We start from the raw sequence: 26,999 nt of genomic DNA, 5'->3' as shown, positions 1-26,999 counted from the left end.
TCAGCGCGGCGTGATCCAGCGGAACGTCAGGTTGATCCGCTCGCCCTGCACCTGCGCCATCTTCGGCAGCGCGTGCTGATAGAACTTTTGGGTCTGACCGGCCATCACCAGCAGATCGCCGTGGCCGAGCAGATACTCGGCCTTCCGCGCCGGGTCATCGCGCCGGCGTAGCAGGAAGCGCCGCGCCGCGCCCAGGCTCAGCGAAGCAATCACCGGGGCCGGCCCCAGCTCCGGCTCGTCATCGCTGTGCCAGCCCATGTAATCACCGCCGCCGCGATAGCGGTTCAGCAACACGCTGTTGAAGCGGCCGAGGCCCTCCACCTGCAGGCGATCACGCATGGCCTGCAACGCGGGTGGCCAGAAGTGCGGCACGAATTCAGCCCCGGAATAGCGGTAGCGCGCCTGCGGATCGCCGATCCAGCAGCTCAGCCGCGGCGAATCCACCCAGTTGCCGAACATGCGGATGCGGTGGACTTCCCAGGGGACTTCGGCCTGCAGGGTCAGCAGCAATGCAGCGGCCTTGCCAGCGGGCAGCCAGCCCGATAGATGACGGACATCAGCGTCAGGCAGATCAGGAGGAAACAGCATTGGGCCGGGTACTGGACAGGAGCAACAGCGAGCATGCCTGATTTGCTCGATACAGGCGCAAACCGGAGAATGACGGGACATTTCAGCGCCACTGCCCAATGCACCTGATGCCGTGCCCCTCCCCCCTGCCGCCTCTTCCACAGCCCCGCAGAGGCCAGTCATGAGCCTGGGGCGCTATCTCGCCACCGCGCGACGGTCGGTGCAGCGCCACGGCGGTGGCATGGCTGGACTGGGATCGGTGCTGCTCCGCGCACTGAAGGTAGTTCATGCAATGGGCGTGCGCGGTTTCATTGCGCGCCTGCGCTCGGCCAGCGTCGTCCGCACCCGCGCCAGCGAACCCTTCGATACGCCTGCGCTGCCTGTGCCGATCCCCCTGGAACAGCTGCGGTTGAGTGTGGGCGTGATGGCGCACGTGTTCTATCCAGACCTGATCAACGAGTTCGCCACCACGCTCTCGCGTATGCCACTGCGCTTTACCTTGCTGGTCTCGGTGATGGACGCTGCAGCCGAAGCGCAGGCACGTGAGGCATTCGGGCGCCTTCCGAACGTCCAGACCCTCCTTGTCCGCCAAGTCCAGAATCGTGGTCGCGACATCGCTCCACTATTAGTAACGTTCCGCGAAGAGATCAAGGCGCTGGATCTGGTGTGCCACATTCACACCAAGAAATCGCTCTATACCGGTAGCGAACAGCAGACGTGGCGCCACTACCTGTTAGACAGCCTTTTGGGCTCGCGTGAACGCATCGCTTGGATCTTGGGCACCTTCCAGGCCGACCCACAGCTGGGCCTGGTCTATCCTGAAAGTTACGACGGTGTTCCACTCTGGGCGCACACTTGGCTGAGCAATGGCCCCGCGTGCGACGCACTCGCGCAGAAGCTTGGAATCGCCCTGGATGCGCAGCGTTACATAGACTTCCCCGCCGGCTCGATGTTCTGGGCGCGAGTCGATGCCCTGCGACCGCTGTACGATCTGAACCTTCCACTGGATGCCTTCCCCGTGGAACAGGGCCAGGTGGATGGAACGCTGCAGCACGCCGTCGAGCGCCTGTTTGGCGTCATCGCCCGCCACCAGGGTTTCCGCTTGGGCATCCTGCCACCCGATGGTCGCCTGGCACTTGCTGCCGAAGGTGAACGTAATGTCGGCGAGGCACTTCAAACCGGCCTGTCTGACCGTTTGACGCTAGCCGCGCTGGACGCACGCATGGTCACGGTCGATATTTTCGATACGCTGGTCACCCGCGTGTTCCTGACACCCGCCGCGGCCCGCGAGCATCTCGCTTGGCGACTGGAGCGGCAATGGGGCATATGCGATTTCTCCCGGCATCGCGCCGATGCGGAAAGCTGCCTGCGTGAAATCTTGCAGCGGGACCCCTCCCTCTCCGAGATCCACATCGAGCTTGCCGGGCGCCTCGCGTTGCCTGGCGTGGATGCGAGCATGCTTGCCAATGCCGAGCGAATGCATGAGTGCGCGATACTCCGGCCGCGGCAAGGTCTGCTGACAGCGCTTGTAGATGCAAAGCTGACTTCGCTGACGGCGTTCTCCGACATGTATCTATCCAGCGACGACATGCGGCAGGTCCTGCCCGATCGAGTGCAGCAGCTCATCTCGCGGTGGTGGATTTCCTGCGAGACCGGCCTGCGCAAGGACTCTGCCGACAGTTGGAAGCAGCTGGCGCGTCAGGAAGGGCGCGAAGATGGCCGCTGGCTACATGTGGGTGACAACGAACACGCCGACATCCAGATGCCGCAGCTGGGCGGCCTGCTTACGCCCGTGCACGTGCTGCGGCCGGCCACCCTGCTGGACGTCGTACCGGGCCTTCGCCCGCTCCGCCATCCCCAGGGCACCCAGGCACCATGGTCTGAGCAGCTTTGGCGCGGCCTGCTGGCAAACAGCTTCGCTGCGATCGCCGACACCTCTCCGCAGCGGCTGCTCGGTCGTCCCCAGCTCGATGCACATACGCTGGGCTATACGGTACTCGGCCCGTTGGTCCTGGACTTCCTGCTGCATATCATCGACGTAGCTCGCCGCCGCGAGGTGGACCACCTGCTGTTCCTGAGCCGCGAAGGCTATCTGCTGGAGCAGGCATTCACCCGGCTGCAGGCCGCACACCCGTTCGCCGCCAGGATCAAGAGCACCTATTTTCTGGCGTCGCGTCGGGCGACGCTGCTGCCCGCACAGCTCGATGCCTCAGATCTTGCACTGCTCATGCAGGGTACGTTCAACGGGTCGCTGCGCGGCCTGCTGCAGGCACGACTCGGCGAAGATGCCGTGGCACGGGTGGCGGCATTGCAGCCGGCGCTGATGGAGCGCGACGTCTTTCTGCCGGAAATGGCCGACGAGGTACAGCGTTGGCTGCACCCGGTCAGGGATGCACTTCTGTCGCTGGCTGCCCGCCATCGCAAGGTCTATCAGGCGTACTGGGCCCGTACCGTCGGCTCATCGACGCCAATGGTGATCGACGTGGGCTACGCCGGCAGCATCCAGCGCAACCTCGCGCGCCTGCTCGGCACACCACTGGGCGGCTGCTACATGGCCCTGCGCGCAGGCGCCAGCGCACTGGCATCGCAGGGCTGGGCCGAGGCACGGTACTTCGACGGCCGCAATGGCGGCAACGAAGCAGACTCCCCCATCCTTGCCAACGACCTGCTGCTGGAGTCACTGCTGGCAGCTCCGCACGGCCAGTTCAACGGCTTCACTGAAAGCAGCGAGGGCCTGAATACGCCCCGCTTCGGTTCCGTTGAACTTCCAACGGCTGCCCTGGAGATCCTCGCCGAGGTCCATACCGGGACGCTGACCTTCATCGAAGAAACCTGCCATACGCTCCATGAGGACATCGCCGAGCTGAACCTGGACGCCGAGGGCGTCCAGGTTCCACTCCAATGTCTGGGCAGTGGGCGATGGAATGCCGACCTTGTACTTGCCCAACTCGCCACCGAAGACGCGTTCACCGGACGCGGTACAGTCAGCGCGAGCCCTCAGGACTAGCGCTGAAAGGCCACGCCCGTCTTTTCCTTCAACTCGTCATCGCTGACGCCCGGCGCCGCTTCCACCAGCAACAGGCCCTTGTCGGTGACGTCGAACACGGCCAGATCGGTGATGATGCGGTCGACCACGCCCACACCGGTCAGCGGCAGCGTGCATTCGGTCAGGATCTTGTGCTCGCCGTTCTTGGCGGTGTGCTCCATCAGCACCACCACGCGCTGCACGCCGGCCACCAGGTCCATCGCGCCGCCCATGCCCTTGACCATCTTGCCGGGGACCATCCAGTTGGCGAGGTCGCCCTTGTGGGTGACCTGCATGGCGCCGAGGATGGCCAGGTTGACGTGGCCGCCGCGGATCATCGCGAAGCTGTCGTGGCTGCCGAAGTAGCTGGCACCGGCACGTGCGGTGACGGTCTGCTTGCCGGCGTTGATCAGGTCGGCGTCCACTTCGGCGTCGGTCGGGAACGGGCCGATACCGAGCAGGCCGTTCTCCGACTGCAGCCACACATCCACGCCTTCGGGAATATGGTTGGCGACCAGAGTCGGTAGGCCGATGCCCAGGTTCACGTAGGCACCATCGGTCAGTTCGCGGGCGGCGCGTGCCGCCATCTCATCGCGGGTCCACGCCATGTCAGTTGCCCTCCGCGCGGATGGTGCGCTGTTCGATACGCTTTTCAGGATGCGGGTTGTGCACGATGCGGTGCACGTAGATACCCGGCAGGTGCACCTGGTCCGGATCGATGGCGCCAACCGGCACGACCTCCTCCACTTCCACGATGCAGACCTTGCCGGCCATCGCGCAGGCCGGGTTGAAATTGCGCGCGGTCTTGCGGAACACCAGGTTGCCTGCTTCGTCGGCCTTCCACGCCTTGACCAGCGCGACATCGGCACGCAGCGCGGTCTCCATCACGTAGTGCTTGCCGTCGAACTCGCGGGTTTCCTTGCCTTCAGCCACCACCGTGCCGTAGCCAGTGGCAGTGAAGAACGCCGGGATGCCCGCGCCGCCGGCACGCAGGCGCTCGGCCAGGGTGCCCTGCGGATTGAATTCCAGCTCCAGCTCGCCGGCCAGGAACTGGCGCTCGAATTCCTTGTTCTCGCCCACGTAGGACGAAATCATCTTCTTGATCTGCCGGGTTTCCAGCAGCTGGCCCAGGCCGAAACCATCGACGCCGGCATTGTTGGAGATCACGGTCAGGCCCTTGGCGCCACTGTCGCGCAGCGCGGCGATCAGCGCCTCGGGAATGCCACACAGGCCGAAGCCGCCCACGGCCAGCGTCTGGCCATCGGCGACCACCCCTTGCAGGGCCTCCGCCGCACTGGCGAAGCGCTTGCCGCGCTTGCCGGTGGAAGTCGATTGCTGCATTGCTGTACTACCCTGCACGTTGAGGATGACCGCATTCTAGCTGGAGGGCGGCGAAGGGCCTGAATGCGCCGCAGCATTGACGGAGCACCAGGCGGGCATTGGGTAGAATGGGCGATTCCACGCAGAAGGGTGCTTCAGCGCCTACGCCCCTCGATCTACGATGACGCCGACCTTCACAGACGAAGACCTGTTCCGCTGGATCGACGAATGGACACTGCAGAAAAGCGAGCAGTGCCTGGGTGGCGTGCGCAACCGGCAACTTCGCGATGGCCTGCTGACGGCCGAGGTACAGGGTTCGGCCAGGCATCCCTACTACGTGGAGATCGATCTGACGGCCAGTACGCGTACCGCGCGCAGCCGACTGCAGAGTGCCTGTTCCTGCCCCGTCGGCCGCACCTGCAAGCATGTGGCGGCGGTGCTGGTCTCGTACATGCTGGATTCGCTTGCCATGGACGACGAGAGCCCCCTGACCGAACAGGACCTGACACAACCGCCGCGTCCTGAACTGCTGGCAGAGCTTTCGCGTTGGCAGAGCGCGCGGATCCGGCCGGCCCAGCCACGCCGGAACGGTGTCATCTTCGAACTGTCCACCTACAACCACCACCCCGCCGTGCTGGTCCGGCGCGTCAAGTACGGGACCGATGGTGCGATCAGTACGGGCAAGTGGATGGATATCACCGCGGACCTGCTGCTGGATCCTCCGGCCTATCTCACGCCGACTGATCTGGCGGTGATGATCCAGCTACGCACCCAGCGGCAGCCCGCGACGAAGGACGAATGGATCGACTTCGCGGCCACCCTGCAGTTGATCGTCTCCAGCGGCCATGGCTGGGTCTCCTGCGGTACGCACGGCGACGTGCCGGCCCGGTCAGGAGCTCCACGCCGCGGCGAACTGGGCTGGACCGTTGGCATGACGCAGGGCGCGACGCTGCTGGAACCCACGTTGAGCGTGGAAGGCGGCGCCAGAGGCGTGGTCCTGGGCCGGAGTGCGTGCTATCTGGACCCGGTCACCGGCGAGGTCGGTCCGCTGCTGCTGGATGTCAGGGCCGAGGACGCCGACGCCTTCCTGAGCCTGCCCAATCTGTTACCCAACGAAGAAGCGGTGGTCGCACAGATGCTGCAACAGATCGACCCTGCCCTGCCGCGCCCCGGTGCAAGCGACACACTGCCCACCCTGCAGATCAGCGCGATGATCCCCGTGCTGCGCCTGCATACGATTGAGTTCCGGCCGGCGTGGCTCGGCCGCCGCGACCCGTCGCAATGGGCCGATATCGCGACCGTGGCCTTCGAGTACGACGAGCACGTGCGGTTCCTGGATGATCCGAGCCTGTTCGCACTCGATCCGGAGGGCCAGCTCGCCCTGCTGCCCCGTGACCTGGCTGAGGAATCACGGCGCGAGGCCCAGCTGCGCACGGTGGGACTGTATCGCGACACGGACCCGCGGGCGCCATTGGACGGCGCTGGCCCGCAGTTCCAGCTGCGCACCCATGACTGGACACGGTTCCTGCTGGATGACGTGCCGCGCCTGGAAGCCTTGGGCTGGAAGGTGGAGACGGACGACGATTTCCGCCATCGCATCACCCGGGTGGATGAGATCGACCTGGACATCCAGGCGGACCCGACGGATGCGGGCTGGTTCAACCTGGGTCTGGACATCCAGGTGGAAGGCCGCAACGTATCGATGGTTCCGCTGCTGCAGCAGGTGCTGCAGTCCGATCCCCGCTGGATGCGTGGCCAGCTGGACGCCATCGGCGACGACGAGAACGTCCTGTTGATGGCAGGCGACAACACCCGCCTGGCACTGCGGGCCGCGCGACTGAAGCCGATCATGGCCCTGTTGGCGGACCTGTTCGCCCAGCGTGGCGCGCCGCTGCGCTTGTCAGCGCTTGACCGTGGCCGCCTGCAGGCACTGCAGGACACGGCGCGCCTGCAGTTCCGGGGCCGCAAGGACACCCAGGCGCTGGTGCAGCGGCTGATGCAGGCACCCGCACTGGGCGAAGTGCCGCCACCGGCGGGGCTGGTGGCAACGCTGCGTCCCTACCAGCTGGAGGGCCTGTCGTGGCTGCAGTACCTGCGCCAGCAGGGGCTGGGCGGGGTGCTGGCCGATGACATGGGGCTGGGCAAGACCCTGCAGACACTGGCGCATCTGCTGGTCGAGAAGGAAAGTGGCCGCCTGGACCGGCCGGCGCTGCTGGTGGTGCCGACCTCGCTGCTGCACAACTGGCAGAGCGAAGCGGCACGCTTCACCCCGGGCCTGCGCGTACTGACCCTGCACGGACCGGCACGTGAGGTGCTGTTCGAGGCGATCCCCGAGCACGATCTTGTACTGACCACGTATCCACTGCTTTGGCGCGACGAGCAGGCGCTGCAGGCACATGCCTACCATCTGCTGATCCTCGACGAAGCCCAGCAGGTGAAGAATCCGAAATCGCGTGCGGCCGTCACCCTGCGCACGCTGCAGGCCCGCCATCGCCTGTGCCTGACCGGTACCCCGCTGGAAAACCATCTGGGCGAACTGTGGACGCAGTTCGATTTCCTGCTGCCCGGCCTGCTCGGCAACGAGAAACAGTTCAACCAGCATTGGCGCCATCCGATCGAACGCGGCAGCGATCACCGTCGCGCCACGTTGCTGGCGCAGCGTCTGCGCCCCTTCATCCTGCGCCGGCGCAAGGATCAGGTCGCGTCAGAGCTTCCGCCCAAGACCCTCATTACCCGCGCGGTGGAGATGGAGGGTGGCCAGCGTGATCTCTATGAAACCGTGCGTGCCGCGATGGAAAAGCAGGTGCGCGAAGCCATCAGCGGCAGCGGGCTGGCGCGCAGCCATATCGTGGTGCTGGATGCCTTGCTGAAGCTGCGCCAGGTCTGCTGCGATCCGCGCCTGCTGCCGGGCGACGCCCCTGCACGCAATGCCGGCTCGGCCAAGCTGGAGCTGCTGCGCGACATGCTGCCGTCGATGGTCGAGGAAGGCCGGCGGATCCTGGTGTTCTCGCAGTTCACCGGCATGCTGGCGCTGATCGCGCAGGCGCTGGAGGAGCTCGGGCTGGCCTATGTGACGCTGACCGGCGACACCCAGGACCGGGCCACGCCGGTGCAGCGTTTCATGCAGGGCGAGGTACCCGTGTTCCTGATCAGCCTGAAGGCGGGTGGCGTCGGGTTGAACCTGACTGCTGCAGACACCGTCATCCACTTCGATCCCTGGTGGAACCCGGCGGCCGAAAACCAGGCCAGTGACCGCGCCCATCGCATCGGCCAGCAGCAGCCGGTGTTCGTCTACCGGCTGATCGCCGCAGGCAGCATCGAAGAACGGATTGCCGAGCTGCAGGAACGCAAGGCCCTTCTGGCGGAATCGATTCTGGAAGGTGGCGGCAGCACGGGTCCACGCTTCAGTGAGGAAGACGTCCAGGCGCTGCTGGCGCCGTTGCCGGGCCTGCCGGCCAAGCGCACCCGCCGGCCAGGCCGACGATCGCCGCAGGCCTGATCCGTGGCGCCAGTCAGGTGGCGTTCTCCGATGGAAACGATTCCCAAACGGGACTGGGACTACAATTGAGGGCTGAGCTCACAAAGGATCTGATCGATGCCCCTGCCCGCCTTCAAGGCCTACGATATCCGCGGCCGCGTGCCGGAAGAACTGAACGAAGACCTGGCGCGCCGCATCGGCGTCGCCCTGGCTGCGCAGCTCGCTCCAGGCCCGGTGGTCCTCGGCCACGATGTGCGCCTGACCAGCCCGGCGCTGCAGGATGCACTGGCCGCAGGCCTGCGTGGTACCGGTCGTGAGGTGATCGACATCGGTCTGTGCGGTACCGAAGAGGTCTACTTCCAGACCGATCACCTCGGCGCAGCCGGCGGTGTGATGGTGACCGCCAGCCACAACCCGATGGACTACAACGGGATGAAGCTGGTCAAGGAGAACGCCCGCCCGATCAGCTCCGATACCGGCCTGTTCGCGATCTCCGATGCGGTTGCCGTCGATACGTCCGAGGCCCAGCCGCCACGCGCCGGGCAGACCGCCCAGCATGACAAGAGTGCGTATGTCCAGCACCTGCTGAGCTACGTCGACGCCGCCAAGCTCAAGCCGCTGAAGCTGGTGGTCAATGCCGGCAACGGTGGTGCGGGCGCCATCGTCGACCTGCTGGCACCGCACCTGCCGTTCGAGTTCATCCGCATCTGCCACGAACCCGATGGCAGCTTCCCCAACGGCATTCCCAACCCGCTGCTGCCGGAAAACCGCGCCGCCACCGCCAATGCGGTGCGCGAACACGGCGCCGACTTCGGCATTGCCTGGGACGGTGACTTCGACCGCTGCTTCTTCTTCGACCATACCGGCCGCTTCATCGAGGGCTACTATCTGGTCGGCCTGCTGGCCAAGGCCATCCTGGCACGCAATCCCGGTGGCAAGATCGTGCACGACCCGCGGCTGGTCTGGAACACCGTGGAAATGGTTGAACAGGCAGGCGGCGTGCCGGTGCTGTGCAAGAGCGGCCACGCTTTCATCAAGGAAAAGATGCGCGCCGAAGATGCGGTGTACGGCGGCGAGATGAGCGCCCACCACTACTTCCGCGAATTCGCCTATGCCGACTCCGGCATGATCCCGTGGCTGCTGATCGCGCAGCTGATTTCCGAGAGCGGCCGCTCGCTGGCCGACTGGGTCGAGGACCGCATGGCGGCCTATCCCTGCAGCGGCGAGATCAACTTCAAGGTGGCCGATGCCAAGGCCGCCGTGGCCCGCGTGATGGAGCACTTCGCCGCGCGGTCGCCCGCGCTGGACCACACCGATGGCATCAGCGCCGACTTCGGCGACTGGCGCTTCAACCTGCGCAGTTCCAACACCGAGCCGCTGCTGCGCCTGAACGTTGAAGCCCGCGGCGACGCAGCGCTGATGCAGGCGCGCACCGACGAAATCTCCCGCCTTATCCAGCAGTAATCAAGGAAGATCATGAGCAACATCCAGCCCGTCATCCTGTCCGGTGGTTCCGGCACCCGCCTGTGGCCACTGTCGCGCGAGGCGTATCCGAAGCAGTTCCTGCCGCTGGCAGGCGAACAGACGATGCTGCAGGCCACCTGGCAGCGCGTCGCGCCCATCGCCACCCACGGCCCGTTGGTGATCGCCAACGAAGAGCACCGCTTCGTCGCTGCCGAGCAGCTGCAGCAGGTCGGCGCCGAGCCGGCTGCCATCATCCTGGAACCGGTTGGCCGCAATACGGCGCCGGCGATTGCGGTCGCAGCCCTGGAGGCCACCCGCGACGGCGCCGATGCGCTGCTGCTGGTGCTGCCCTCGGACCATGTGATCACCGATGAGGCTGCGTTCCGTGCAGTCGTGCAGGCTGCAGCCAGCGCTGCCGAGGCCGGCAAGCTGGTGACCTTCGGCATCGTGCCGACCGGTCCGGAAACCGGCTACGGCTATATCAAGGCCGCCAATGGGCAGGGCCTGCGTGCCGTCGAGCGTTTCGTCGAAAAGCCCGACCTGGACACCGCCACCGGCTATGTGGCCAGCGGCCAGTACTACTGGAACAGCGGCATGTTCCTGTTCAAGGCCTCGCGCTACCTGCAGGAACTGGAGCGCTTCCAGCCCGACATGCTGGCCAGCAGCCGCCAGGCCTGGCAGCAGGCCCGTCGCGATTCGGATTTCACCCGCCTCGACAAGGAGGCGTTCGCCACCGTTCCCTCCGATTCCATCGACTATGCCGTGATGGAAAAAACCGAAGACGCCGTGGTGATTCCGTTGGACGCCGGCTGGAACGACGTCGGTTCGTGGACCGCACTGCGCGATGTCTCGCATCAGGATGGCGATGGCAATGCGCACCAGGGCGACGTGATCGCGATCGACTGCCGCAACACCTATGCCTATGCACAGCGCCTGGTGGCACTGGTCGGCCTGGATGACGTGATCGTGGTCGAGACCGACGACGCGGTGCTGGTCGGCAAGGCCGACCGCATGCAGGAGGTCAAGACCGTGGTGGCGCAGCTGAAGGCCGACGGTCGCAGCGAGGCCACCTGGCATCGCAAGGTCTACCGCCCCTGGGGGGCCTACGATTCGATCGACAACGGCGAGCGTTTCCAGGTCAAGCGCATCACCGTCAAGCCCGGCGGTACGCTCAGCCTGCAGATGCATCACCATCGCGCCGAGCACTGGATCGTGGTCAGCGGCACCGCCGAGGTGACCCGCGGCGACGAGGTGATCCTGCTCAGCGAGAACCAGAGCACGTACATCCCGCTGGGCGTGACCCATCGCCTGCGCAACCCGGGCAAGCTGCCGCTGGAGCTGATCGAGGTGCAGTCCGGCAGTTACCTCGGTGAGGACGACATCGTGCGTTTCGAGGACACGTACGGGCGTAGTTGATCCGACGCCCTGCGGCGGGTGGCGACCGTTGGTCGGGGTGGGTGCCGACCGTTGGTCGGCACGTCGCCTACCGGGTCAGGCAATCTCCGCCATCACCCGCTTCAGGCCGTCCTGCCATGTCGGCAGCACGATGCCGAAATCCTGCTGCAGCTTGCGGTTGTCCAGCACCGACCAGGCCGGGCGCTTGGCCGGGGTCGGGTACTCGGAACTGGGAATCGCCTCGACGGTCGGCACCTTCGCCAACACGCCGGTCGCCAGCGCTTCGGCGAAGATCGCCTCGGCGAACCCGTGCCAACTGGTCTGGCCGCTGGCCGTTAGATGCCAGGTGCCAGACAGCTGCCGCGGATGCTGCAGTGCCTGCGCAGTGACATCAGCGATCAGCGCAGCCGGTGTCGGCGTGCCGATCTGATCGGACACCACACGCAGCTGTTCGCGTTCTGACCCCACGCGCAGCATGGTGCGCAGGAAATTGGCGCCATGCGAGGCGTACACCCACGCCGTGCGGAAGATCAGATGACGACCGCCGGCAGCGCGCACGGCCTCTTCGCCATCACGCTTGCTGGCGCCATACACACCCAGCGGCGCGGTCGGCTCGTCCTCGCGGTACGGCATGGTGCCCTGGCCATCGAACACGTAGTCGGTGGAGTAATGCACGAAGGGCACGCCATGCGCCGCACACCAGCGCGCGATCACGCCCGGCGCCTGCGCATTGGCGGCGAAGGCGGCCTCGGCATCCTGCTCGGCGCGATCGACCGCCGTGTAGGCGGCCGCGTTGACCACCACCGATGGCTGCAGGCGATCCAGCAATGCCGGCAGGCTGTCGGGCTGGCCGAAATCGGCGGTTTCGCAGGCACTTCCGTCGGGCAGTTGCCCGCTGCGGGCAGTTGCGACCACCTTGCCCAGCGGCGCCAGCGCGCGCAGCAGCTCCTGGCCGACCTGGCCATTGCCGCCGAACACCAGAACGGTCATGGCACGTAGACCGGCAGACGATCTTCAGCGATGTCCTTCAGGAAGGGCGCGGTCTCGTCCTTGGCCGACAGGGTCGGCGCACTGATCGGCCAATCCACTGCGATATCGGCATCATTCCAGCGCACGCCGGCATCGAGGTCCTTGAGGTAGACCTCGGTGCACAGGTAGCTGAACACCGCACGCTCGGACAATACGGCGAAACCGTGCGCAAAGCCTTCTGGAATCCAGAACTGCTTCTTGTTTTCCGCACTCAGCACCACCGCTTCCCACTGGCCGAAGGTCGGCGAGCCACGACGGATGTCCACGGCAACGTCATAGACCTCGCCCTCCAGCACGCTGACCAGCTTGCCCTGTGGGCGCGGCCACTGGTAATGCAGGCCACGCAGCACGCCCTGTGCGGACGTCGATACGTTGCTCTGCACGAAGCGGTCCGGCAAGCCCAGCGCAGCGAAGCGCTCTGCATTCCAGGTTTCGAAGAAATAGCCACGCGCATCGCCAAACACGGCTGGCTCGATGATCTTGCAGCCGGCAAGCTTGGTTTCAATCACTTTCACGGAACGACTCCACGCAGCGCGAGTTTATGCAGGTACTGGCCGTAGCCATTCTTGATCAGCGGTGCAGCCAGCGCTTCCAGCTGTTCGGCGTTGATCCAGCCCTTGCCGAAGGCAATTTCTTCCGGGCAGCACACCTGCAGGCCCTGGCGGGTCTGGATGGTCTCGATGAAGTTGGAGGCTTCCAGCAGCGACTGGTGGGTGCCGGTGTCGAGCCAGGCATAGCCACGGCCCAGCGCTTCCAGGTGAAGATTGCCTTCCTCCAGGTAGCGCTTGTTGAGATCCGTGATCTCCAGCTCGCCGCGCGGCGACGGCTTCAGTTCCGCCGCGTAATCGCTGGCCTTGCCGTCATAGAAGTACAGGCCAGTCACCGCATAGTTCGAGCGGGGATTTTCCGGCTTCTCCACCAGATCGATGACCTTGCCGCTCGTGTCGAACTCGGCCACGCCGTAACGTTCTGGATCATTGACCCAGTAGCCGAACACGGTCGAGCCATCCACGCGCTCGTCGGCGCGCTTGAGCACTTCGCGCAGGCCGTGGCCGTGGAAGATGTTGTCACCCAGCACCAGGCAGCTCGGCTTGCCGGCCACGAAGTCGCGGCCGATCAGGTAGGCCTGGGCCAGGCCATCCGGACTCGGCTGCACCGCATACTGGATGTCCATGCCCCACTGAGAGCCGTCGCCCAGCAACTGCTGGAACAGCGCCTGTTCGTGCGGGGTATTGATGATCAACACTTCGCGGATGCCCGCCAGCATCAACACGCTGAGCGGGTAATAGATCATCGGCTTGTCGTACACCGGCAGCAGCTGCTTGCTGACGCCCTTGGTGATCGGATACAGGCGGGTGCCGGAACCGCCGGCGAGGATGATGCCCTTACGTTGCGTCATGTTCTCTCCCGGCCTCAGGCGGCAGTGCCGATGCGCTGCAGGCGATAGCTGCCGTCGAGCACGCCATTGACCCACTCTTGGTTGTCCAGGTACCAGTCGACGGTGAAGGTGATGCCCTGCTCAAAGGTGTAGGCAGGCTCCCAGCCCAGGTCGTTCTTCAGCTTGGAGGCATCGATCGCGTAGCGGCGGTCGTGGCCGGGGCGATCGGTGACGTAGGTGATCTGGCTGCTGCGCGGCTGGCCATCCGCACGTGGGCGGCGCTGGTCCAGCAGTGCGCAGATCGCCTGCACCACTTCAATGTTCTGCTTTTCCGAGTTGCCGCCGACGTTGTAGGTCTCGCCGACCTGGCCCTTGGCCAACACGGTGCGGATCGCTTCGCAGTGATCGGACACGAACAGCCAGTCGCGCACCTGCTTGCCATCGCCGTACACCGGCAGCGGCTCGCCAGCCAGCGCCTTGGCGATCACCAGCGGGATCAGCTTCTCGGGGAAGTGGTACGGGCCGTAATTGTTCGAACAGTTGGTGGTCAGCACCGGCAACCCATAGGTGTGGTGGAACGCACGCACGAGGTGGTCCGAGGCCGCCTTCGATGCCGAGTACGGCGAATTGGGCGCGTACTGGGTGGTCTCGCTGAACTTGCCTGTCTCGCCCAGGGTGCCGTACACCTCATCGGTGGACACGTGCAGGAAGCGGAATGCCGCGCTTTGTTCGGCCGGCAGCGCCTTCCAGTAGTCCCGCACCGCTTCCAGCAGGCCCAGGGTACCCACCACGTTGGTCTGGATGAACGCGCCAGGGCCGTCGATGGAGCGGTCCACATGGCTTTCGGCGGCGAAGTTCAGCACCGCATCCGGCTGGTGTTCGGCCAGCAGGCGGGCGACCAGGGAGCTGTCCCCGATGTCGCCCTGGACGAACAGGTGATTCGGGTTGTCGTCAAGGCTGGACAGTGTCTTCAGATTTCCGGCGTAGGTCAGCACATCGAGATTGATGACCTTGACGCCGCGCGCGACGGCCTCGAGAACGAAGTTACCGCCAATGAATCCGGCGCCGCCGGTTACAAGCCATGTGGGCACTACCTGTTCTCCTGATCGTGATTCGTGGGACGGGGCCTTCATGGCCACGACAATGCAACGTTGAAGGATACAACGGGCCTCCGGTAACACGCGATCACACAAGTGAACTCAGGCCGACTGCATTGCTGCGCCGCAGCAGCCAATGCCGGTCACCATACGCATTCGCATGGTCCCCCCAAGCCAGCTAGAATCGGGGTCCCACCCCCGAGCCGGTTGCTGTTGCAGGACCGGACGTTCTCCCTGTTACTGAAGGACCCCGTACCAGATGAAAATCCTCGTCGCGTACAAGCGCGTGGTGGACTACAACGTCCGCATTCAGGTCAAGCCGGACGGTTCCGGCGTGGTCACCGACGGCGTCAAGCTGTCCCCCAACCCCTTCGATGAAATCGCTCTCGAAGAAGCCCTGCGCCTGCGCGACAAGGGCATCGCCAGCGAAGTCGTGGTTGCCACCATCGCCCCGGCCGATGCCCAGGCGCACCTGCGCAACGGCCTGGCCATGGGCGCCAACCGCGCCGTTCATGTGGTCACCGACCAGGCCATCCAGCCGCTGACCGCGTCGCGCACCCTGCTCAAGCTGATCGAAAAGGAACAGCCGGACCTGGTGATCCTTGGCAAGCAGGCCATTGATGACGATGCCAACCAGACCGGCCAGATGCTGGCCACGCTGTGGGGCCGCCCGCAGGCGACCTTCGCCAGCAAGCTCGAAATTGCCGATGGCAAGGCGACGGTGACCCGTGAAGTCGACGCCGGCCTGGAAACGCTGGAAGTGGATCTGCCGGCCGTGGTCACCACCGATCTGCGCCTGAACGAACCGCGCTTCATCAAGCTGCCGGACATCATGAAGGCCAAGGCCAAGCCGCTGGAGACCCTGCAGCTGGCCGACCTCGGCGTTGAAGCCGCCGACACCTTCAAGACCACCCAGTACGCCGCGCCGTCCAAGCGCAGCAAGGGTGTGATGGTCAAGGACGCGGCCGAACTGGTTGCCGCACTCAAGCAGAAGGGGTTGCTGTAATGAGCAGGATTCTCGTCATCGCCGAGCACCACGACGGCAAGCTCAACGCCGCCACCGCCAAGACCGTCAGTGCCGCCGCCGCCATCAGCGGTGCCAGCATCGACGTGCTGGTGCTGGCCGCCGATCCGGCTGCCGTTGCCGCTGAAGCCGCGAAGATCGCTGGGGTCGCCAAGGTCCTGACCGTCGCCAACGCGGCCAACGCGCAGGCCATCGCCCAGGTGCTGGCGCCGCAGATCGCACAGCTGGCCAAGGGCTACACCCACGTATTCGGCCCGTCGACCACCTTCGGCAAGGACCTGATGCCGTGCGTGGCCGCCCTGCTCGGCGTCAACCAGGTCTCCGACCTGATGAGCGTTGAAGGCAGCCACACCTTCAAGCGCCCGATCTACGCTGGCAACGCAATCATCACCGTGGAAGCGCCGGCCGACCAGATCGTGGTCGCCACCGTGCGTGCCGCCTCGTGGCCGGAAGCCGCCCAGGGTGGCAGCGCCGTCGTTGAAGCGGCGAGCGTCGATGCTGCCCTGCCGACCCACACCCGCTTCGTCGGTCTCGCCGCCGGTGCCAGTGACCGCCCGGACCTGCAGAGCGCCAAGCGCGTGGTCTCCGGCGGCCGTGGTGTCGGTTCGGAAGAGAACTTCAAGGTCATCTTCCAGCTGGCCGACAAGCTCGATGCCGCCGTCGGTGCCTCGCGTGCGGCGGTCGATGCCGGCTACGTGCCCAGCGACCTGCAGGTCGGCCAGACCGGCAAGATCATCGCCCCGGAGCTTTATGTGGCGGTGGGCATCAGCGGCGCGATCCAGCACCTGACCGGCATCAAGGATGCCGGCACGATTGTCGCGATCAACAAGGACGGCGATGCGCCGATCTTCGAGATTGCCGATATCGGCCTGGTGGGGGATCTGTTTGCGATCCTGCCGGAGCTGGAAGCAGCACTTTGAATCTGGACTCCGGCTTCCATCATGGGTGAGTACGCCATGCGCGCTGAGGCAGGCAATCAGAATCCCCCGGACAGTGGCCCCACCCCCGACGTTTCGGTGGTGGTGCCCGTGTACGGTTGTGAAGGTTGCCTTGAACAGCTTTCCGAACGTGTTGCCGATGCGATCTCGGGCATGGGCCTGACGCACGAACTGATCCTCGTGGACGACCAGGGTCCGGATCAGTCCTGGCAGCGGATCTGCGAACTCGGGAAGCTGTCTTCCCGGGTTCGCGGCCTGCGCCTGTCCCGCAATTTCGGACAGCATGTGGCAATCAGTGCCGGGCTGCAGTACGCCCAGGGCAGCCGTGTCATTGTCATGGATTGCGACCTACAGGATGTCCCAGAGGAAATTCCCTCGCTGCTGGCAGGCCTGGAAGGTGACAACGAGATCGTGCTGGGCCAGCGGGTGGAACGCCAGGACACTTGGCTGAAGCGGAGCGGTTCCAGTGCCTTCTACAAGACACTGGGATGGCTGACCGATACCGACTACGATCCTTCGACGGCCAATTTCGGTGCCTACAGCCGCAAGGCTGTTGATGCCATGAATGCGATGCCTGAGACGGATCGCTTCCTCCCGCTGATGGCCCGCTGGACTGGTTTTAAAACCCTGCGCGTACCGGTGTCGCATGGTCGTCGTACGGAAGGCAAGAGTGGCTACACGCTGCGCAAGCTCCTGCAGATGGCGACCCGGATCGCGCTGTCGTTCTCCGACAAGCCCCTGCGACTGGTCATGACGGCGGCATTTGCACTGGCCGCCATCGGTGCGGGCATCGCACTTCTGGCGGTCTACCGTTACTGGGCCGGTGACATCAGGGTGGCGGGCTTCACCAGCATCCTCGCTTCAATCTGGCTGGTGGGCAGCTTCATCATGGGCAGCCTGGGAGTGGTCGGCCTCTACATCGGCCGCATCCACAGCGAATCGAAGCGCCGTCCCCAGTTCATCATCTGGCAAGACACGTGGCAGGGCACGCATTCGAATGTCTGTGAAGATTGATTTTTCCCCGGCCGACAGTGCGCGTTTCGGCATCCGTGTCGAGCGCGGTAGTTTCAATCCGCAATCTCCTCTTGCCGAGGTGGTTGACTGCATCGCCACGTCATCGGCCGATCTGCTGATCATCCGCGTACCTGCAGGGCGGACCGATATCGCCCTGGCGCTGCAGCGGGCGGGCGAGACGGTCATTGCCGCCGATACACTGGTTTACCACGGCATTGACCTCACCCCGGAATCGGGCGAGTGGTCTCCCTCGGTGCGACGCGCGACCCCGGCAGATCGTCCGGCCATCATCGACATCGCCACGGCAGGCTTCCAGGGCTACCGGTCGCATTATTCCGCCAACCCGCTGATACCTCCCGCGCTGATCCTGGAAGGCTACGTCGAATGGGCCCACAGCCGCCTGCAACCGCAGGATGAGCGCCAATCCACCTGGGTCGTGTCCGATGGACAGGCCATAGCCGGATTCGCAACCTGCGACATCAAGGACGGCGTCGCCGATATCCTGCTCAACTCGGTTCATCCGCGGTTTGAACGCCGTGGACATTACGGCCGCCTGCTCCGCCACGTCATGCGTCATCATGCCGACCTGGGCAACCAACGCCTGGTCATTTCCACGCAGATATGGAACTACACCGTGCAGCGCCAATGGGCCCGTGCGGGTCTGTTGATCGACTGCGCATTCGACACCTACCACATAGATCGCCGCATGCAACGCGCCTCGATGCATTCCCTCGGTGAGGGCACACGATGAGCTACCTCTTCATTGCCCTCACGATCGTACTCACCGTCTACGGCCAGCTGATCCTGAAATGGCAGGTCGGCATCCACGGCCATCTGCTCGCAGCACCACTGCAGCCCTTGAACCTGGTGCAGCTGCTGCTCAAGCCCTGGGTCATTTCCGCTTTTGCGGCGGCCTTCGGCGCGTCCCTGTGCTGGATGGCCGCCATCAGCAAGATGCCGATCAGCCGGGCCTACCCGTACATGGCGATCAACTTCTTCCTGGTCGCGCTGTTTGCCAGCGTGATATTCCGGGAGCAGCTGGACGGATACAAGATCGCCGGAACGCTGATCATAATGCTGGGCGTGGTCGTGCTGTCACGATCGGTCGCCTGAAACCACTCCAACGCCCGCTGCGAGGCACTCTTTTGATTCCCTTCAACAAGCCCTTCATGACAGGGCGCGAGCTCTGGCACATCGCGCAGGCGCACGCCAACGGTCATCTGTCCGGCGATGGTCAATTCACCAAACGCAGTCACGCCTGGCTGGAGCAGCGCACGGGTGCCCAGCGCGCACTTCTGACCCACAGCTGCACGGCAGCCCTGGAGATGGCGGCATTGCTGCTCGACCTGCAGCCCGGCGACGAAGTGATCATGCCGTCCTACACCTTCGTTTCCACCGCCAACGCGTTTGTTCTGCGTGGTGCGGTCCCGGTGTTCGTCGACATCCGTGAAGACACGTTGAACCTGGATGAACGCCTGGTCGAAACAGCGATCACCCCACGCACCCGGGCCATCTGCGCAGTCCACTATGCGGGCGTCGCATGTGAGATGGATACCCTGGTCGACATCGCTGCACGTCATGGGCTGGCGCTTGTCGAAGATGCTGCCCAGGCCATCATGTCCAGCTACAAGGGGCGGCCACTGGGCACCATCGGGGAGCTGGGTGCCTTCAGCTTCCATGAGACCAAGAACATCATCTCGGGGGAAGGCGGTGCTCTTCTCTGTCGTGACGCTGAGTTTGGCGAGCGCGCCGAGATCCTGCGCGAGAAGGGCACGAATCGCAGCCGCTTCTTCCGCGGGCAGGTCGATAAGTACACCTGGGTCGATGTTGGCTCATCGTTCCTTCCCGGTGAGATCACCGCGGCGTTCCTCTGCGCGCAGATAGAGGAAGCAGACCAGATCACCGCGCGTCGACTGGCAATCTGGGAGCGGTATCAGCAGTGGGCGGCTCCGCATGAGGCCGCAGGCCACCTGCGTCGGCCGATCGTGCCGGACGACTGCCAGCACAACGCGCATATGTTCTACATGCTGCTCCCGGACCTCGATTCCCGCACGCGATTCATAAGCGAAATGAAGGCCCGCGGCGTGCAGACCGTGTTCCATTACATCCCGCTGCATTCCGCCCCGGCTGGACTGCAGGCAGGGCGTGCACACGGCGATCTGCGCAACACCAACGAGCTCAGTGAGCGGCTGGTCCGCATGCCGTTGTGGATCGGCGTTGAGGATCATCTCGATGCGATCTTCGCGGCCGCCGATGAAGTCCTGGGCATGGCGGAATGACAAGCGCCTCCCAACCGGCCGCCGGATTGCTCCATCAGTGTTCCAGCTGGTGGCAGGGGTTGGCTCGGTTCCGTAGAGGCCAACTAATCGTTCTGGTCATCGCCGCGTTGCTGGTCGTGCTGGCGGGCTCCCGCCAGTACAGCAATGCCGAGCTCACGCTCGACGTGGAACTGCCGGCTGCCGGCTCATTGCAGGTCTTCTTCGACCAGGGCAGTGGTTTCTCCGAGGCCGGGTCAGTGACGCGGGAGCTGCCCGCAGGCAGCTCGCATCTGCAGCTGGAGCTCCCACCGGGACGTACGTTCGCGCTTCGCCTGGACCCTCCCACCAGCGCGTCGACCGTCGCTATACGCGATGTGCGGATCGAGGGCTCAATGCCCTCGGCTGCGACCCTGCTTGTCCCGACCCATCTGAACGAGCTCGTTCCCATCGAAGCGCTAGGCCAGGATGGGCGCTACCAGGTGCTGCCAGGTGCTGGCGACCCGCAACTGGTGGTGGCACTTCCCACGCCTGCGGAAAGTGCATCGCGCTTGCAGCATCGACTTGCCCGGCTGGTCTGGGTCGGCCTTGGCCTTTGTCTTGCGATTGCGATGGGCCTGCAGATGGCTCATACCGGTGGCTATGCATGGCCATCACTGATCTGCGCATCGCTGGTGCTCGCGCTCGCAGGGTTTGCCACCCTCTCCCCCTCTGTCAGCCCTGACGAGGACCTGCATGAGGCGGGCGCACGTTATTTCAACAGTCATTGGCTGCCGCCGGCACTTGATTCGCCGGAGATGCTGCCCTCGTACCAGGCGAGTCCCTACGGCGTCAGCTATCTCGCCGAATGGAACGTGACGTATTTGTTCGCAGGCAAAGCGAGCAACGTCGCAGCGCAGGCTGGTCTGACCGAACGTCAGGGATTCAGGCTCTACCAGGCATCGATATTGCTATTACTGATCGCAGCCGTTTTCCTGCTGCGCCTCTCTCCGTTCACTCTCGTACCGGTCCTGGTCACGCCGCAGGCGTGGTATGTCTTTTCGTACATGAACGGCGATGCGCTGCCTCTGGCCGCCGCAAGCCTTGCTGCAGGCATTGCGTTGACACGCGAGAGTCCGCTGCGCAGCTACCTGCTGGGTGAGCGCCACGCCGAGCGGGTGGTGATCGTGCACGCCCTGCTGTTCGCGCTGTGCCTGGGTCTGCTTGTCATCTCCAAGCGGAACTATTGGCCAGTCGCGGTCTTCATCGCCACCACGCTGGCATCAGCCGGATTGCGACTGCCCGTCCGCTCGTCGCTCGCCATGGCGATCGTCTGCACGTCGGGAATTCTGTGGGCGGCCGCAGGACACGCACTTCATCAGGCTTACGGACTCGGCTGGCTCCTGGCCGTCCTGTCCGCCACTTCGGTGATGATCCTGGCTTACGACGGCTGGAGACTTGTCCGCAGCCGGATGCTGGCGCCTGCCTACCGCCTCGGCGCGCTGTTTGCGCTGGCTCTGGCATTGGCAGCTCCATGGATCGCAGTGGATGTCCTGCGCAACGGCAGTGGCTCGCAGAAGGCGGAGCTGGTCGATCATCTACGTGAAGTCCATGCAGCTCCCGGTTTCAAACCCAGCGACGCGGCACCGTCCCCCGGCCTTCGCATGTACGAACAGGGCTATACGCTCCCGCAGATGCTCCAGCCTCCCCTGCTATGGCAGATGGCCACGGCCAAAAGCCTGTTCGGCGTCTACGGCTACATGCAGTACTACGCTCCACTGGCCTACTACCAGGCGATCTGGGGACTGACTACGCTGCTGGTGCTTCTGGCGCTATGCACTGCAGCGACGTCGCAGCCGCTGCAACTGGGACGCAGCCAGCTCCTGCTGGCTGCCGGCGCGGTGGTCAGCCTGCTGGGCGCGTCCCTGCTGCACAGCTGGACCTATGATTTCCAGGCACAAGGCAGGTACGTGCTCGGCATCTGTGTACTGCTCGGCGCCCAACTCTCACACCTGAGACCAGGCTCGCAACTCGAGCGACTGGCACATCATGCCGTGGCTGCAGCCGTGGTACTGGGCGCCTGTTCGCTTCTGTGGATCGCAATGCCGAACCTGACGTCTTGATCCAAGGCGCCACCTGCGGATCTCCCGCAGGTGGCGTCACGTCAGGCAGTGATGCGCAACCAACGCCGTTCAACCGCCTCGACAAAACGCCGTTCACCAACGCAATGCTGGATACGTTGCCGGATCGGCTCCAGGATGGCCCTGCTGTCGACCACCTGCTGCAGGACATCCAGCCATGCCGCTTCGTCGTTGTCGACCAGCAAGCACTCATCGGCTGCCCCGGCACTGTAAGCAGGGACGTCCGACGCAAGCGTAGGCACGCCGATCGCCGCGTAATCAAGCACCTTGATGCCGCTCTTTGCCCGGTTGAACGTGGTGGCCATCAACGGTGCCAGGCCGAGGTCAAATGGGCCTTGGCCGACGAACCAGCGCACGAACGCGGGATAGGATGCTCCTACATGAGCTGGCGGCGACTGCACATCGACCCAGTCAGGCAGTGCTACCGACGCCGCATTCACCCCGATCAGGGTCAACGAAAAGCTGCCAGGGCGCGATGCCTGCAGACGACCCAGCACCCTCTGCAGGAATGCGTAGTCCTCGTCGTGGGTCCTTGTACCCATGTACACCAGTTTCAACTTCGGCATTGGTTGCACTGGCGTGCGCGGGGCACCCCATAGGTCCGGATCCAGGGCGTTTGGCATGAAAACGGCGTTACCGCCGGCAGACCGGATTTCAGATACCAGTATCTCCGTCGAGCACCAGACTTCATCAGCCACGTCGATCGACGCACGCACGGCGCTGATCAGCTTTGCGTATGCATCGCGCTCGGGGTGCTCATCCATCGCCAACAGGTTGTCGTCGATGTCATAGATCAGCCGCGCGCCGATCCTTCTGGCCAGTACGGCCATCAGCTCGATCCGGTCGGCGTCCTCGATCGCTCCCCGGTTCCACAGGATGGCGTGCGGTTTGAATGCAGCGATCTCTTCCGGCATCAGGTAGCGGACATCGGCAGCGAAGCGCTCGGTGAACGCGTGCAGGCGGATGCTCGCGCACGGCGACATCACCGTGCCGTAGCGCTCGGGGATCACTGCAATCCGCAGGGCGTACTGCGAGCGCAGCGCAGGACGCCGCTCCGTGCCGAATCGCTGTTTCATGCGGTTTCCTTTTCGTACAGACCTTCCAGCCACGTCACCAGCGCATGTACCGCATCGGCCGCAGTCGCGTCATGGGCCAGCATCAGTGCATTGGGGACGCCTTCCAGCCGCTCGGTGAACGCACCGAGGCGGTTGGCGGCAATCGGCCGGCCATCGCGCAGGGCGTGCGACAGGGTGTAGGAATAGGTTTCCGGGGCCTGGGAAAGGAATAGGAACGCATCGGGGTCGTGCGCCTCGATCAGCTCGTCCAGGTCCTGCTCCGCATAGGGACCGCTCCAGCTGAATCCCGGGTTCCTGGGCATGTCCGTCTGTGGATAGCCGATCACGTGGAACGCGAGCGGTGCACGCACACGTCGCGCTTCCTCGGCAATGGCCAGCAGGTGATTCAGCCCCTTGTGCGCGGCCATCACACCCAGCAGCAGCACCCGGTACGGCCGCGCGCCTCGCCCAAGCCGGCCCGGATTCGTGTCGATGCTCGACTCGTGGTACACGGCCTGCACGGGAATGCCGGTGTAGCGCTGCATGCGCTGCGCCGCATCCCGGCTCGGTGCGAACACGGCCTGCGCACCCAGCAGCGGCCACTGGTTGTTGGCGCGCCAGTTGCGGATGTCCGCCGCGCCGTTGGACGGGCGCTCGGCGATGCAACTGTCACAGCCGTTTTCACCAGGCTCGCCGCAGTAGTTGCCGGTAGCATCGGTCAGGGTGATCTGCGGACAGATCGCATAGTTGTCATGCACGTGGAAGCTGTAGGGCAGCCCGGTCAGCGCCACCGCGCGACGCACCGACGGGCCAAACCCGACCAGATGGTGGATCTGCAGCGTCCCGGTGCCCAGTGCCTGCAGCATCCCGGCCAGCTCGTCGGGCGTGCGGTAGCGGAACAGGAACTCGAAGCCATCGAAGTCCGATGCATGGCTGACGTTGACCAGCCCCGACCCGTTGTTGTCCTCCATCGGCCGTACGATCACCACTTCGCCGGTTTCGGCCAGCGAGGCACGCATGGCCTGCACGGCACGCTCGGTGCCTCCGCCCCAGGTGTGGGTCAACAGCACCGAGACCGGACGCGCCCTCGCCTTCCAGACCTCCAGGGTCAGCCGCACGCGCGCCGAGAAGCCCGGATCCATCGAACAGAACCGGGCAACCTGCGAACCGTAATCGGGGTAGCGCTCGTCGATGATCTTCTGCGCGATGATCTTGCCGGGCTTGCTGTCGTCGGCGAAGCTCACTTCACCCACGTGTTCGACGAACACGTCCATGGCCAAGCGATGGCGGAAACCGAGACGACCCGAGCGCATGCAGAAGTCGTTCTCCTCGCCGTAGCCCTTGCCGAAAGCCTCGGCATCGAACAGGCCGGCCTTTTCCAGCGCGGCGCGGGAGATCAGCATGCAGAAGCCGACGCCGGTGGGAACATCCACGGCCACACCGGCATTGATGCGGCGGGTCAGGTGGTCCAGCGCCGACGCATCCATCGCCTTCGGCAGCGCGTTGGCGCCCAGCTGGGGATAGCTGCAGATCGTAGCGTTGTTGGAAAGCGCCGTGACCGAGCCGACATTGGCCCCTAGGTGGGCAACCATGCGGTCGACCCAGTCACCGGTCACGATCGTGTCACTGTTGAGCAGGAGAGCACCGATGCTGTCGGCCTGCTGCAGAGCGTGCGCCATGCCGGCATTGACGGTCAGCACGAAGCCCAGGTTCTGCGGGTTCTCGGCCAGGCGTACCGACGGCTCGCGGCTGGCCAGCTCACGCAGGTAGGCAGTCACTTCCGGCTCGGGCGAGCAGTCGTTGTAGATGTGCAGCCGGGTACGGCTGCGGTTGTGTGAGCGCAGCACCGAATCGATGCAGTTGCGCGTCTCTTCCAGGCCGCGGTAGACCGGCAGGACGATGTCAACCACGCCGTCCTGGAGCGGCGCGTCGGCAGGCGCCACGGGCGCGGCAAGATCGGACAGCGAGAAGGGGCGCTTGCCCAGCTCGCGACCACCGCGGCGCCCCACCGCCAGGTAGTGCGCCAGCGCGTTCATGCCAGTCAGCGCAACATCCGGATTCTGGTCCATATACTGTCGCGCGTTGAATTCGGGTCCCGGGCTGCGTCCTTCCGCCGCGCCATGCGCGAAGAAATGTGCGAACGGGTCGTTGCCTCCCACATCCGGATAGGTTTCCAGATACCACGCCGGCGCGAAGTACGGATTGGGCAGGCGCCCTTCGGGAATGCCGTCGTAGAGGAAATGCACCAACGGATTGGCGCCGCTGTCGCGCACGTCCGGGTACTGGTTGAGGTACCAGTCCTGGTCGAACAACGGGTGTGGCGTTCCCGAGTTGTGGTAATCCACCAGGTACTGGCCGAGCACCGGCCGCAGGCCGCTGGACGACGGTGCGGTGCGCCGGCAGTAGCGCGGATCGAACCACGGGCTGGGTGCCAGGCCGAGGCGGTCGCCGATGCAGATGTACTGCATCAGGGCATCAAGCGGGGACGCCCTGAGGCCGAAACGTGCGCAGTACCAGGCCGGGTCGAACAGCGGGCTCGGTGACTTCCCTTCGGCATCGCCAAAGGACAGGAAGTGGCCGGGGCCTTCGGCGGCCGCCCCGGGCGAACGCAGGATGAAACGCGCATACCAGTGCCAGTCACAGCACCCCGCCCGACGGGCAACCAGCAGCTTCAGGCGATCGGGAACCGGTGCGAACCAGTTGATGGACAGCACCTTTGCCGCCACCCGCTTGAGGCCACGCTTGAGTAGGGTCTTGTCGATGGACATGTAGATGCCTTACGGGATCCTGTTTGTTCAGCGGCCAAGGGCACGGCGCCACCACGGGCGCACGAGGAGATTGAGTTTCCGGTCCTGCTCGTCCAGGCGCGGGATCACCGACGCCACCACATTGGCGACCGAGGCTTCACGGGAATGGTCCAGCGCCTGGCGCGTCTCGCTCATCCCTTCGATGACGCGACGCTCCAGCAGTGACAGGCCCTGGGCCAGGCTCGGCAACTGCGACTCCACTATCGCGTAATGCTCCTCGGTGGCGTCGCTGTTCTTTTCCAGCAGCGCGCGCAGGCGTGCTTCCTCGGCGTTGAGCCGCCCGATCTCGCCATGGGCGGCGGTCAGGCCCTGGTTCACCCGTTCGATCTCTTCCACGTTCTTGATGTTGCGACCCAAGGCATCGAAGAACTGGTTGATGGTAGCGAACTGGCCATCACGAGCAGCCTGGGCGAGTTGCAGCAGTGCCTGCGGCTGCTCCTCGCCCACCAGCAGCACGCCCAGCCCATGGGTGTGGGTGAATTCAAACGACGGGAACTGCGAGGAGATCTCGCTCCAGTACTGCCACACGCCAAATCCGCGCTCGCGCACGCAGCTGTCGTGGAACAACACCACTGCGCGCGGCGACAGCTTGCTGCGCCACGTCTCGAAGTCTTCGCGGACGGCTTCGTAGGTATGCAGACCGTCCACATGCAGGACGTCGACCGATCCATCCGCGAAGTACTCCAGCGCTTGGTCGAAGCGCATCCGCATCATCTCGGAAATGCCCGCGTAGTGGCGCTGCTGGTAATCGCGGAGCTCGGCATAGATTTCATTGCCGTAGAAACCGGCATGCTCGTCGCCTTCCCAGGTATCCACCGCGAACACCCGCGTACTGACCTGCTGGGTTTCCACCGCTTGACAGAAGGCAAGGAACGAGGCGCCGTTGTGCGTACCCAGCTCCACGATGCTCTTTGGCCGCACCACTTCCACCAGCCAGCTGGCGAAGGGAATGTGCCCGAGCCACGCGCTGTGCGGGAGCTTGCGGGGCATCATCAGCATGTTCGACGACAACGGGAAATCGATCATCTCAGTC

At 64.7% G+C, this 26,999-nt stretch carries 21 protein-coding genes; 11 read left to right on the top strand and 10 right to left on the bottom strand.

All coding sequences use genetic code 11. From position 1 onward, the window contains the following. Positions 1 to 588 (bottom strand): alpha-ketoglutarate-dependent dioxygenase AlkB, encoded by a 588-nt coding sequence (locus tag V3B25_RS19610; RefSeq protein ID WP_329811419.1) that lies wholly within the window; start codon positions 586 to 588, stop codon positions 1 to 3. A 160-nt stretch (positions 589 to 748) separates the two neighbouring features. Here V3B25_RS19610 and V3B25_RS19605 point away from each other — a divergent pair, with 160 nt between their 5' ends. Further along, complete coding sequence (locus V3B25_RS19605; RefSeq protein ID WP_329811418.1) at positions 749 to 3,574, top strand: rhamnan synthesis F family protein; 2,826 nt, start codon at positions 749 to 751, stop codon at positions 3,572 to 3,574. Here V3B25_RS19605 and V3B25_RS19600 read toward each other — a convergent pair. Together V3B25_RS19600 and V3B25_RS19595 are read right to left on the bottom strand one after the other, a co-directional pair. Then, the gene (locus V3B25_RS19600; protein ID WP_153856250.1) at positions 3,571 to 4,200 is read right to left on the bottom strand and encodes a CoA transferase subunit B; all 630 of its coding nucleotides are present in this window, start codon (positions 4,198 to 4,200) and stop codon (positions 3,571 to 3,573) included. The two genes, V3B25_RS19605 and V3B25_RS19600, sit on opposite strands and share 4 nt — an antisense overlap. A 1-nt stretch (position 4,201) precedes the next feature. After that, positions 4,202 to 4,933, bottom strand: a complete 732-nt coding sequence (locus V3B25_RS19595; RefSeq protein ID WP_012509993.1) for a CoA transferase subunit A — start codon at positions 4,931 to 4,933, stop codon at positions 4,202 to 4,204. A 160-nt stretch (positions 4,934 to 5,093) separates the two neighbouring features. On the opposite strand from V3B25_RS19595, the gene V3B25_RS19590 reads away from it, so the two are divergent. The 3 genes from V3B25_RS19590 to V3B25_RS19580 all read left to right on the top strand — a co-directional run bounded on the left by V3B25_RS19590 (position 5,094) and on the right by V3B25_RS19580 (position 11,270). After that, positions 5,094 to 8,411: a DEAD/DEAH box helicase gene (locus V3B25_RS19590; protein ID WP_329811417.1), complete on the top strand. Its 3,318-nt coding sequence runs from the start codon at positions 5,094 to 5,096 to the stop codon at positions 8,409 to 8,411. 96 nt (positions 8,412 to 8,507) lie between these two features. Continuing rightward, positions 8,508 to 9,854 carry a phosphomannomutase gene (locus V3B25_RS19585; RefSeq protein ID WP_125892535.1) on the top strand — a complete coding sequence of 449 codons (1,347 nt, stop codon included), beginning with the start codon at positions 8,508 to 8,510 and terminating at the stop codon, positions 9,852 to 9,854. Between the two features lie 12 nt (positions 9,855 to 9,866). Continuing rightward, the gene (locus V3B25_RS19580; protein ID WP_100437840.1) at positions 9,867 to 11,270 is read left to right on the top strand and encodes a mannose-1-phosphate guanylyltransferase/mannose-6-phosphate isomerase; all 1,404 of its coding nucleotides are present in this window, start codon (positions 9,867 to 9,869) and stop codon (positions 11,268 to 11,270) included. 75 nt (positions 11,271 to 11,345) lie between these two features. On the opposite strand, the gene rfbD is transcribed toward V3B25_RS19580, so the two are convergent. From rfbD to rfbB, 4 genes are read right to left on the bottom strand one after another with little or no spacing between them, the layout of a single operon-like run. Next, positions 11,346 to 12,239, bottom strand: a complete 894-nt coding sequence (gene rfbD / locus V3B25_RS19575) for a dTDP-4-dehydrorhamnose reductase (RefSeq protein WP_329811415.1) — start codon at positions 12,237 to 12,239, stop codon at positions 11,346 to 11,348. After that, positions 12,236 to 12,793 carry a dTDP-4-dehydrorhamnose 3,5-epimerase gene (gene rfbC, locus V3B25_RS19570; RefSeq protein ID WP_329811414.1) on the bottom strand — a complete coding sequence of 186 codons (558 nt, stop codon included), beginning with the start codon at positions 12,791 to 12,793 and terminating at the stop codon, positions 12,236 to 12,238. Before rfbC ends, rfbD begins: the two co-directional genes overlap by 4 nt. After that, complete coding sequence (rfbA, locus tag V3B25_RS19565; protein WP_329811413.1) at positions 12,790 to 13,677, bottom strand: glucose-1-phosphate thymidylyltransferase RfbA; 888 nt, start codon at positions 13,675 to 13,677, stop codon at positions 12,790 to 12,792. The genes rfbC and rfbA overlap by 4 nt, the downstream gene beginning before the upstream one ends. A 14-nt stretch (positions 13,678 to 13,691) precedes the next feature. Continuing rightward, a complete protein-coding gene (gene rfbB, locus V3B25_RS19560) occupies positions 13,692 to 14,747 on the bottom strand; it encodes a dTDP-glucose 4,6-dehydratase (protein WP_329811412.1) in 1,056 nt (351 codons plus the stop codon). A gap of 265 nt (positions 14,748 to 15,012) precedes the next feature. On the opposite strand from rfbB, the gene V3B25_RS19555 reads away from it, so the two are divergent. The 7 genes from V3B25_RS19555 (at position 15,013) to V3B25_RS19525 (ending at position 22,086) form a co-directional block, all read left to right on the top strand. Then, positions 15,013 to 15,759: an electron transfer flavoprotein subunit beta/FixA family protein gene (locus V3B25_RS19555; protein WP_189720542.1), complete on the top strand. Its 747-nt coding sequence runs from the start codon at positions 15,013 to 15,015 to the stop codon at positions 15,757 to 15,759. Beyond that, positions 15,759 to 16,697 carry an electron transfer flavoprotein subunit alpha/FixB family protein gene (locus V3B25_RS19550; protein WP_329811410.1) on the top strand — a complete coding sequence of 313 codons (939 nt, stop codon included), beginning with the start codon at positions 15,759 to 15,761 and terminating at the stop codon, positions 16,695 to 16,697. Before V3B25_RS19555 ends, V3B25_RS19550 begins: the two co-directional genes overlap by 1 nt. Before the next feature lie 21 nt (positions 16,698 to 16,718). Beyond that, complete coding sequence (locus V3B25_RS19545) at positions 16,719 to 17,729, top strand: glycosyltransferase family 2 protein (RefSeq protein ID WP_329811409.1); 1,011 nt, start codon at positions 16,719 to 16,721, stop codon at positions 17,727 to 17,729. Continuing rightward, on the top strand, positions 17,713 to 18,480 hold the full coding sequence (locus tag V3B25_RS19540) for a GNAT family N-acetyltransferase (protein ID WP_329811408.1): 768 nt from the start codon (positions 17,713 to 17,715) through the stop codon (positions 18,478 to 18,480). Before V3B25_RS19545 ends, V3B25_RS19540 begins: the two co-directional genes overlap by 17 nt. Then, positions 18,477 to 18,842, top strand: a complete 366-nt coding sequence (locus tag V3B25_RS19535) for an EamA family transporter (protein ID WP_116863423.1) — start codon at positions 18,477 to 18,479, stop codon at positions 18,840 to 18,842. The genes V3B25_RS19540 and V3B25_RS19535 overlap by 4 nt, the downstream gene beginning before the upstream one ends. A gap of 32 nt (positions 18,843 to 18,874) precedes the next feature. Continuing rightward, complete coding sequence (gene rffA, locus V3B25_RS19530) at positions 18,875 to 20,008, top strand: dTDP-4-amino-4,6-dideoxygalactose transaminase (protein WP_329811406.1); 1,134 nt, start codon at positions 18,875 to 18,877, stop codon at positions 20,006 to 20,008. 107 nt (positions 20,009 to 20,115) lie between these two features. Next, positions 20,116 to 22,086 (top strand): hypothetical protein, encoded by a 1,971-nt coding sequence (locus V3B25_RS19525; protein ID WP_329811405.1) that lies wholly within the window; start codon positions 20,116 to 20,118, stop codon positions 22,084 to 22,086. A gap of 41 nt (positions 22,087 to 22,127) precedes the next feature. On the opposite strand, the gene V3B25_RS19520 is transcribed toward V3B25_RS19525, so the two are convergent. Genes V3B25_RS19520 through V3B25_RS19510 form a run of 3 tightly spaced genes read right to left on the bottom strand, consistent with a single transcriptional unit; the run spans position 22,128 to position 26,992 of the window. Further along, positions 22,128 to 23,180, bottom strand: a complete 1,053-nt coding sequence (locus tag V3B25_RS19520) for a hypothetical protein (protein WP_329811404.1) — start codon at positions 23,178 to 23,180, stop codon at positions 22,128 to 22,130. After that, positions 23,177 to 25,927, bottom strand: a complete 2,751-nt coding sequence (locus V3B25_RS19515) for a glycosyltransferase (RefSeq protein ID WP_329811403.1) — start codon at positions 25,925 to 25,927, stop codon at positions 23,177 to 23,179. Before V3B25_RS19515 ends, V3B25_RS19520 begins: the two co-directional genes overlap by 4 nt. 27 nt (positions 25,928 to 25,954) lie before the next feature. Beyond that, positions 25,955 to 26,992, bottom strand: coding sequence for a class I SAM-dependent methyltransferase (locus V3B25_RS19510; protein ID WP_329811402.1), 1,038 nt, complete (start codon positions 26,990 to 26,992; stop codon positions 25,955 to 25,957). Positions 26,993 to 26,999 lie beyond the last annotated feature (7 nt).

Source organism: Stenotrophomonas sp. SMYL8, from assembly GCF_036320065.1.
Taxonomy (GTDB): Bacteria; Pseudomonadota; Gammaproteobacteria; order Xanthomonadales; family Xanthomonadaceae; genus Stenotrophomonas; species Stenotrophomonas maltophilia_A.
Note: the sequence above shows the minus strand (reverse complement) of the source record. Positions and strands in the feature narration are given on the sequence as shown.

What these genes read in the sequence shown, in the direction of transcription:
- V3B25_RS19610 (WP_329811419.1), bottom strand. Translation starts at nt 588, where the DNA reads ATGCTGTTTCCTCCTGATCTGCCTGACGCTGATGTCCGTCATCTATCG.
- V3B25_RS19605 (WP_329811418.1), top strand. Translation starts at nt 749, where the DNA reads ATGAGCCTGGGGCGCTATCTCGCCACCGCGCGACGGTCGGTGCAGCGC.
- V3B25_RS19600 (WP_153856250.1), bottom strand. Translation starts at nt 4,200, where the DNA reads ATGGCGTGGACCCGCGATGAGATGGCGGCACGCGCCGCCCGCGAACTG.
- V3B25_RS19595 (WP_012509993.1), bottom strand. Translation starts at nt 4,933, where the DNA reads ATGCAGCAATCGACTTCCACCGGCAAGCGCGGCAAGCGCTTCGCCAGT.
- V3B25_RS19590 (WP_329811417.1), top strand. Translation starts at nt 5,094, where the DNA reads ATGACGCCGACCTTCACAGACGAAGACCTGTTCCGCTGGATCGACGAA.
- V3B25_RS19585 (WP_125892535.1), top strand. Translation starts at nt 8,508, where the DNA reads ATGCCCCTGCCCGCCTTCAAGGCCTACGATATCCGCGGCCGCGTGCCG.
- V3B25_RS19580 (WP_100437840.1), top strand. Translation starts at nt 9,867, where the DNA reads ATGAGCAACATCCAGCCCGTCATCCTGTCCGGTGGTTCCGGCACCCGC.
- rfbD (WP_329811415.1), bottom strand. Translation starts at nt 12,239, where the DNA reads ATGACCGTTCTGGTGTTCGGCGGCAATGGCCAGGTCGGCCAGGAGCTG.
- rfbA (WP_329811413.1), bottom strand. Translation starts at nt 13,677, where the DNA reads ATGACGCAACGTAAGGGCATCATCCTCGCCGGCGGTTCCGGCACCCGC.
- V3B25_RS19555 (WP_189720542.1), top strand. Translation starts at nt 15,013, where the DNA reads ATGAAAATCCTCGTCGCGTACAAGCGCGTGGTGGACTACAACGTCCGC.
- V3B25_RS19550 (WP_329811410.1), top strand. Translation starts at nt 15,759, where the DNA reads ATGAGCAGGATTCTCGTCATCGCCGAGCACCACGACGGCAAGCTCAAC.
- V3B25_RS19545 (WP_329811409.1), top strand. Translation starts at nt 16,719, where the DNA reads ATGGGTGAGTACGCCATGCGCGCTGAGGCAGGCAATCAGAATCCCCCG.
- V3B25_RS19540 (WP_329811408.1), top strand. Translation starts at nt 17,713, where the DNA reads ATGTCTGTGAAGATTGATTTTTCCCCGGCCGACAGTGCGCGTTTCGGC.
- V3B25_RS19535 (WP_116863423.1), top strand. Translation starts at nt 18,477, where the DNA reads ATGAGCTACCTCTTCATTGCCCTCACGATCGTACTCACCGTCTACGGC.
- V3B25_RS19520 (WP_329811404.1), bottom strand. Translation starts at nt 23,180, where the DNA reads ATGAAACAGCGATTCGGCACGGAGCGGCGTCCTGCGCTGCGCTCGCAG.
- V3B25_RS19515 (WP_329811403.1), bottom strand. Translation starts at nt 25,927, where the DNA reads ATGTCCATCGACAAGACCCTACTCAAGCGTGGCCTCAAGCGGGTGGCG.
- V3B25_RS19510 (WP_329811402.1), bottom strand. Translation starts at nt 26,992, where the DNA reads ATGATCGATTTCCCGTTGTCGTCGAACATGCTGATGATGCCCCGCAAG.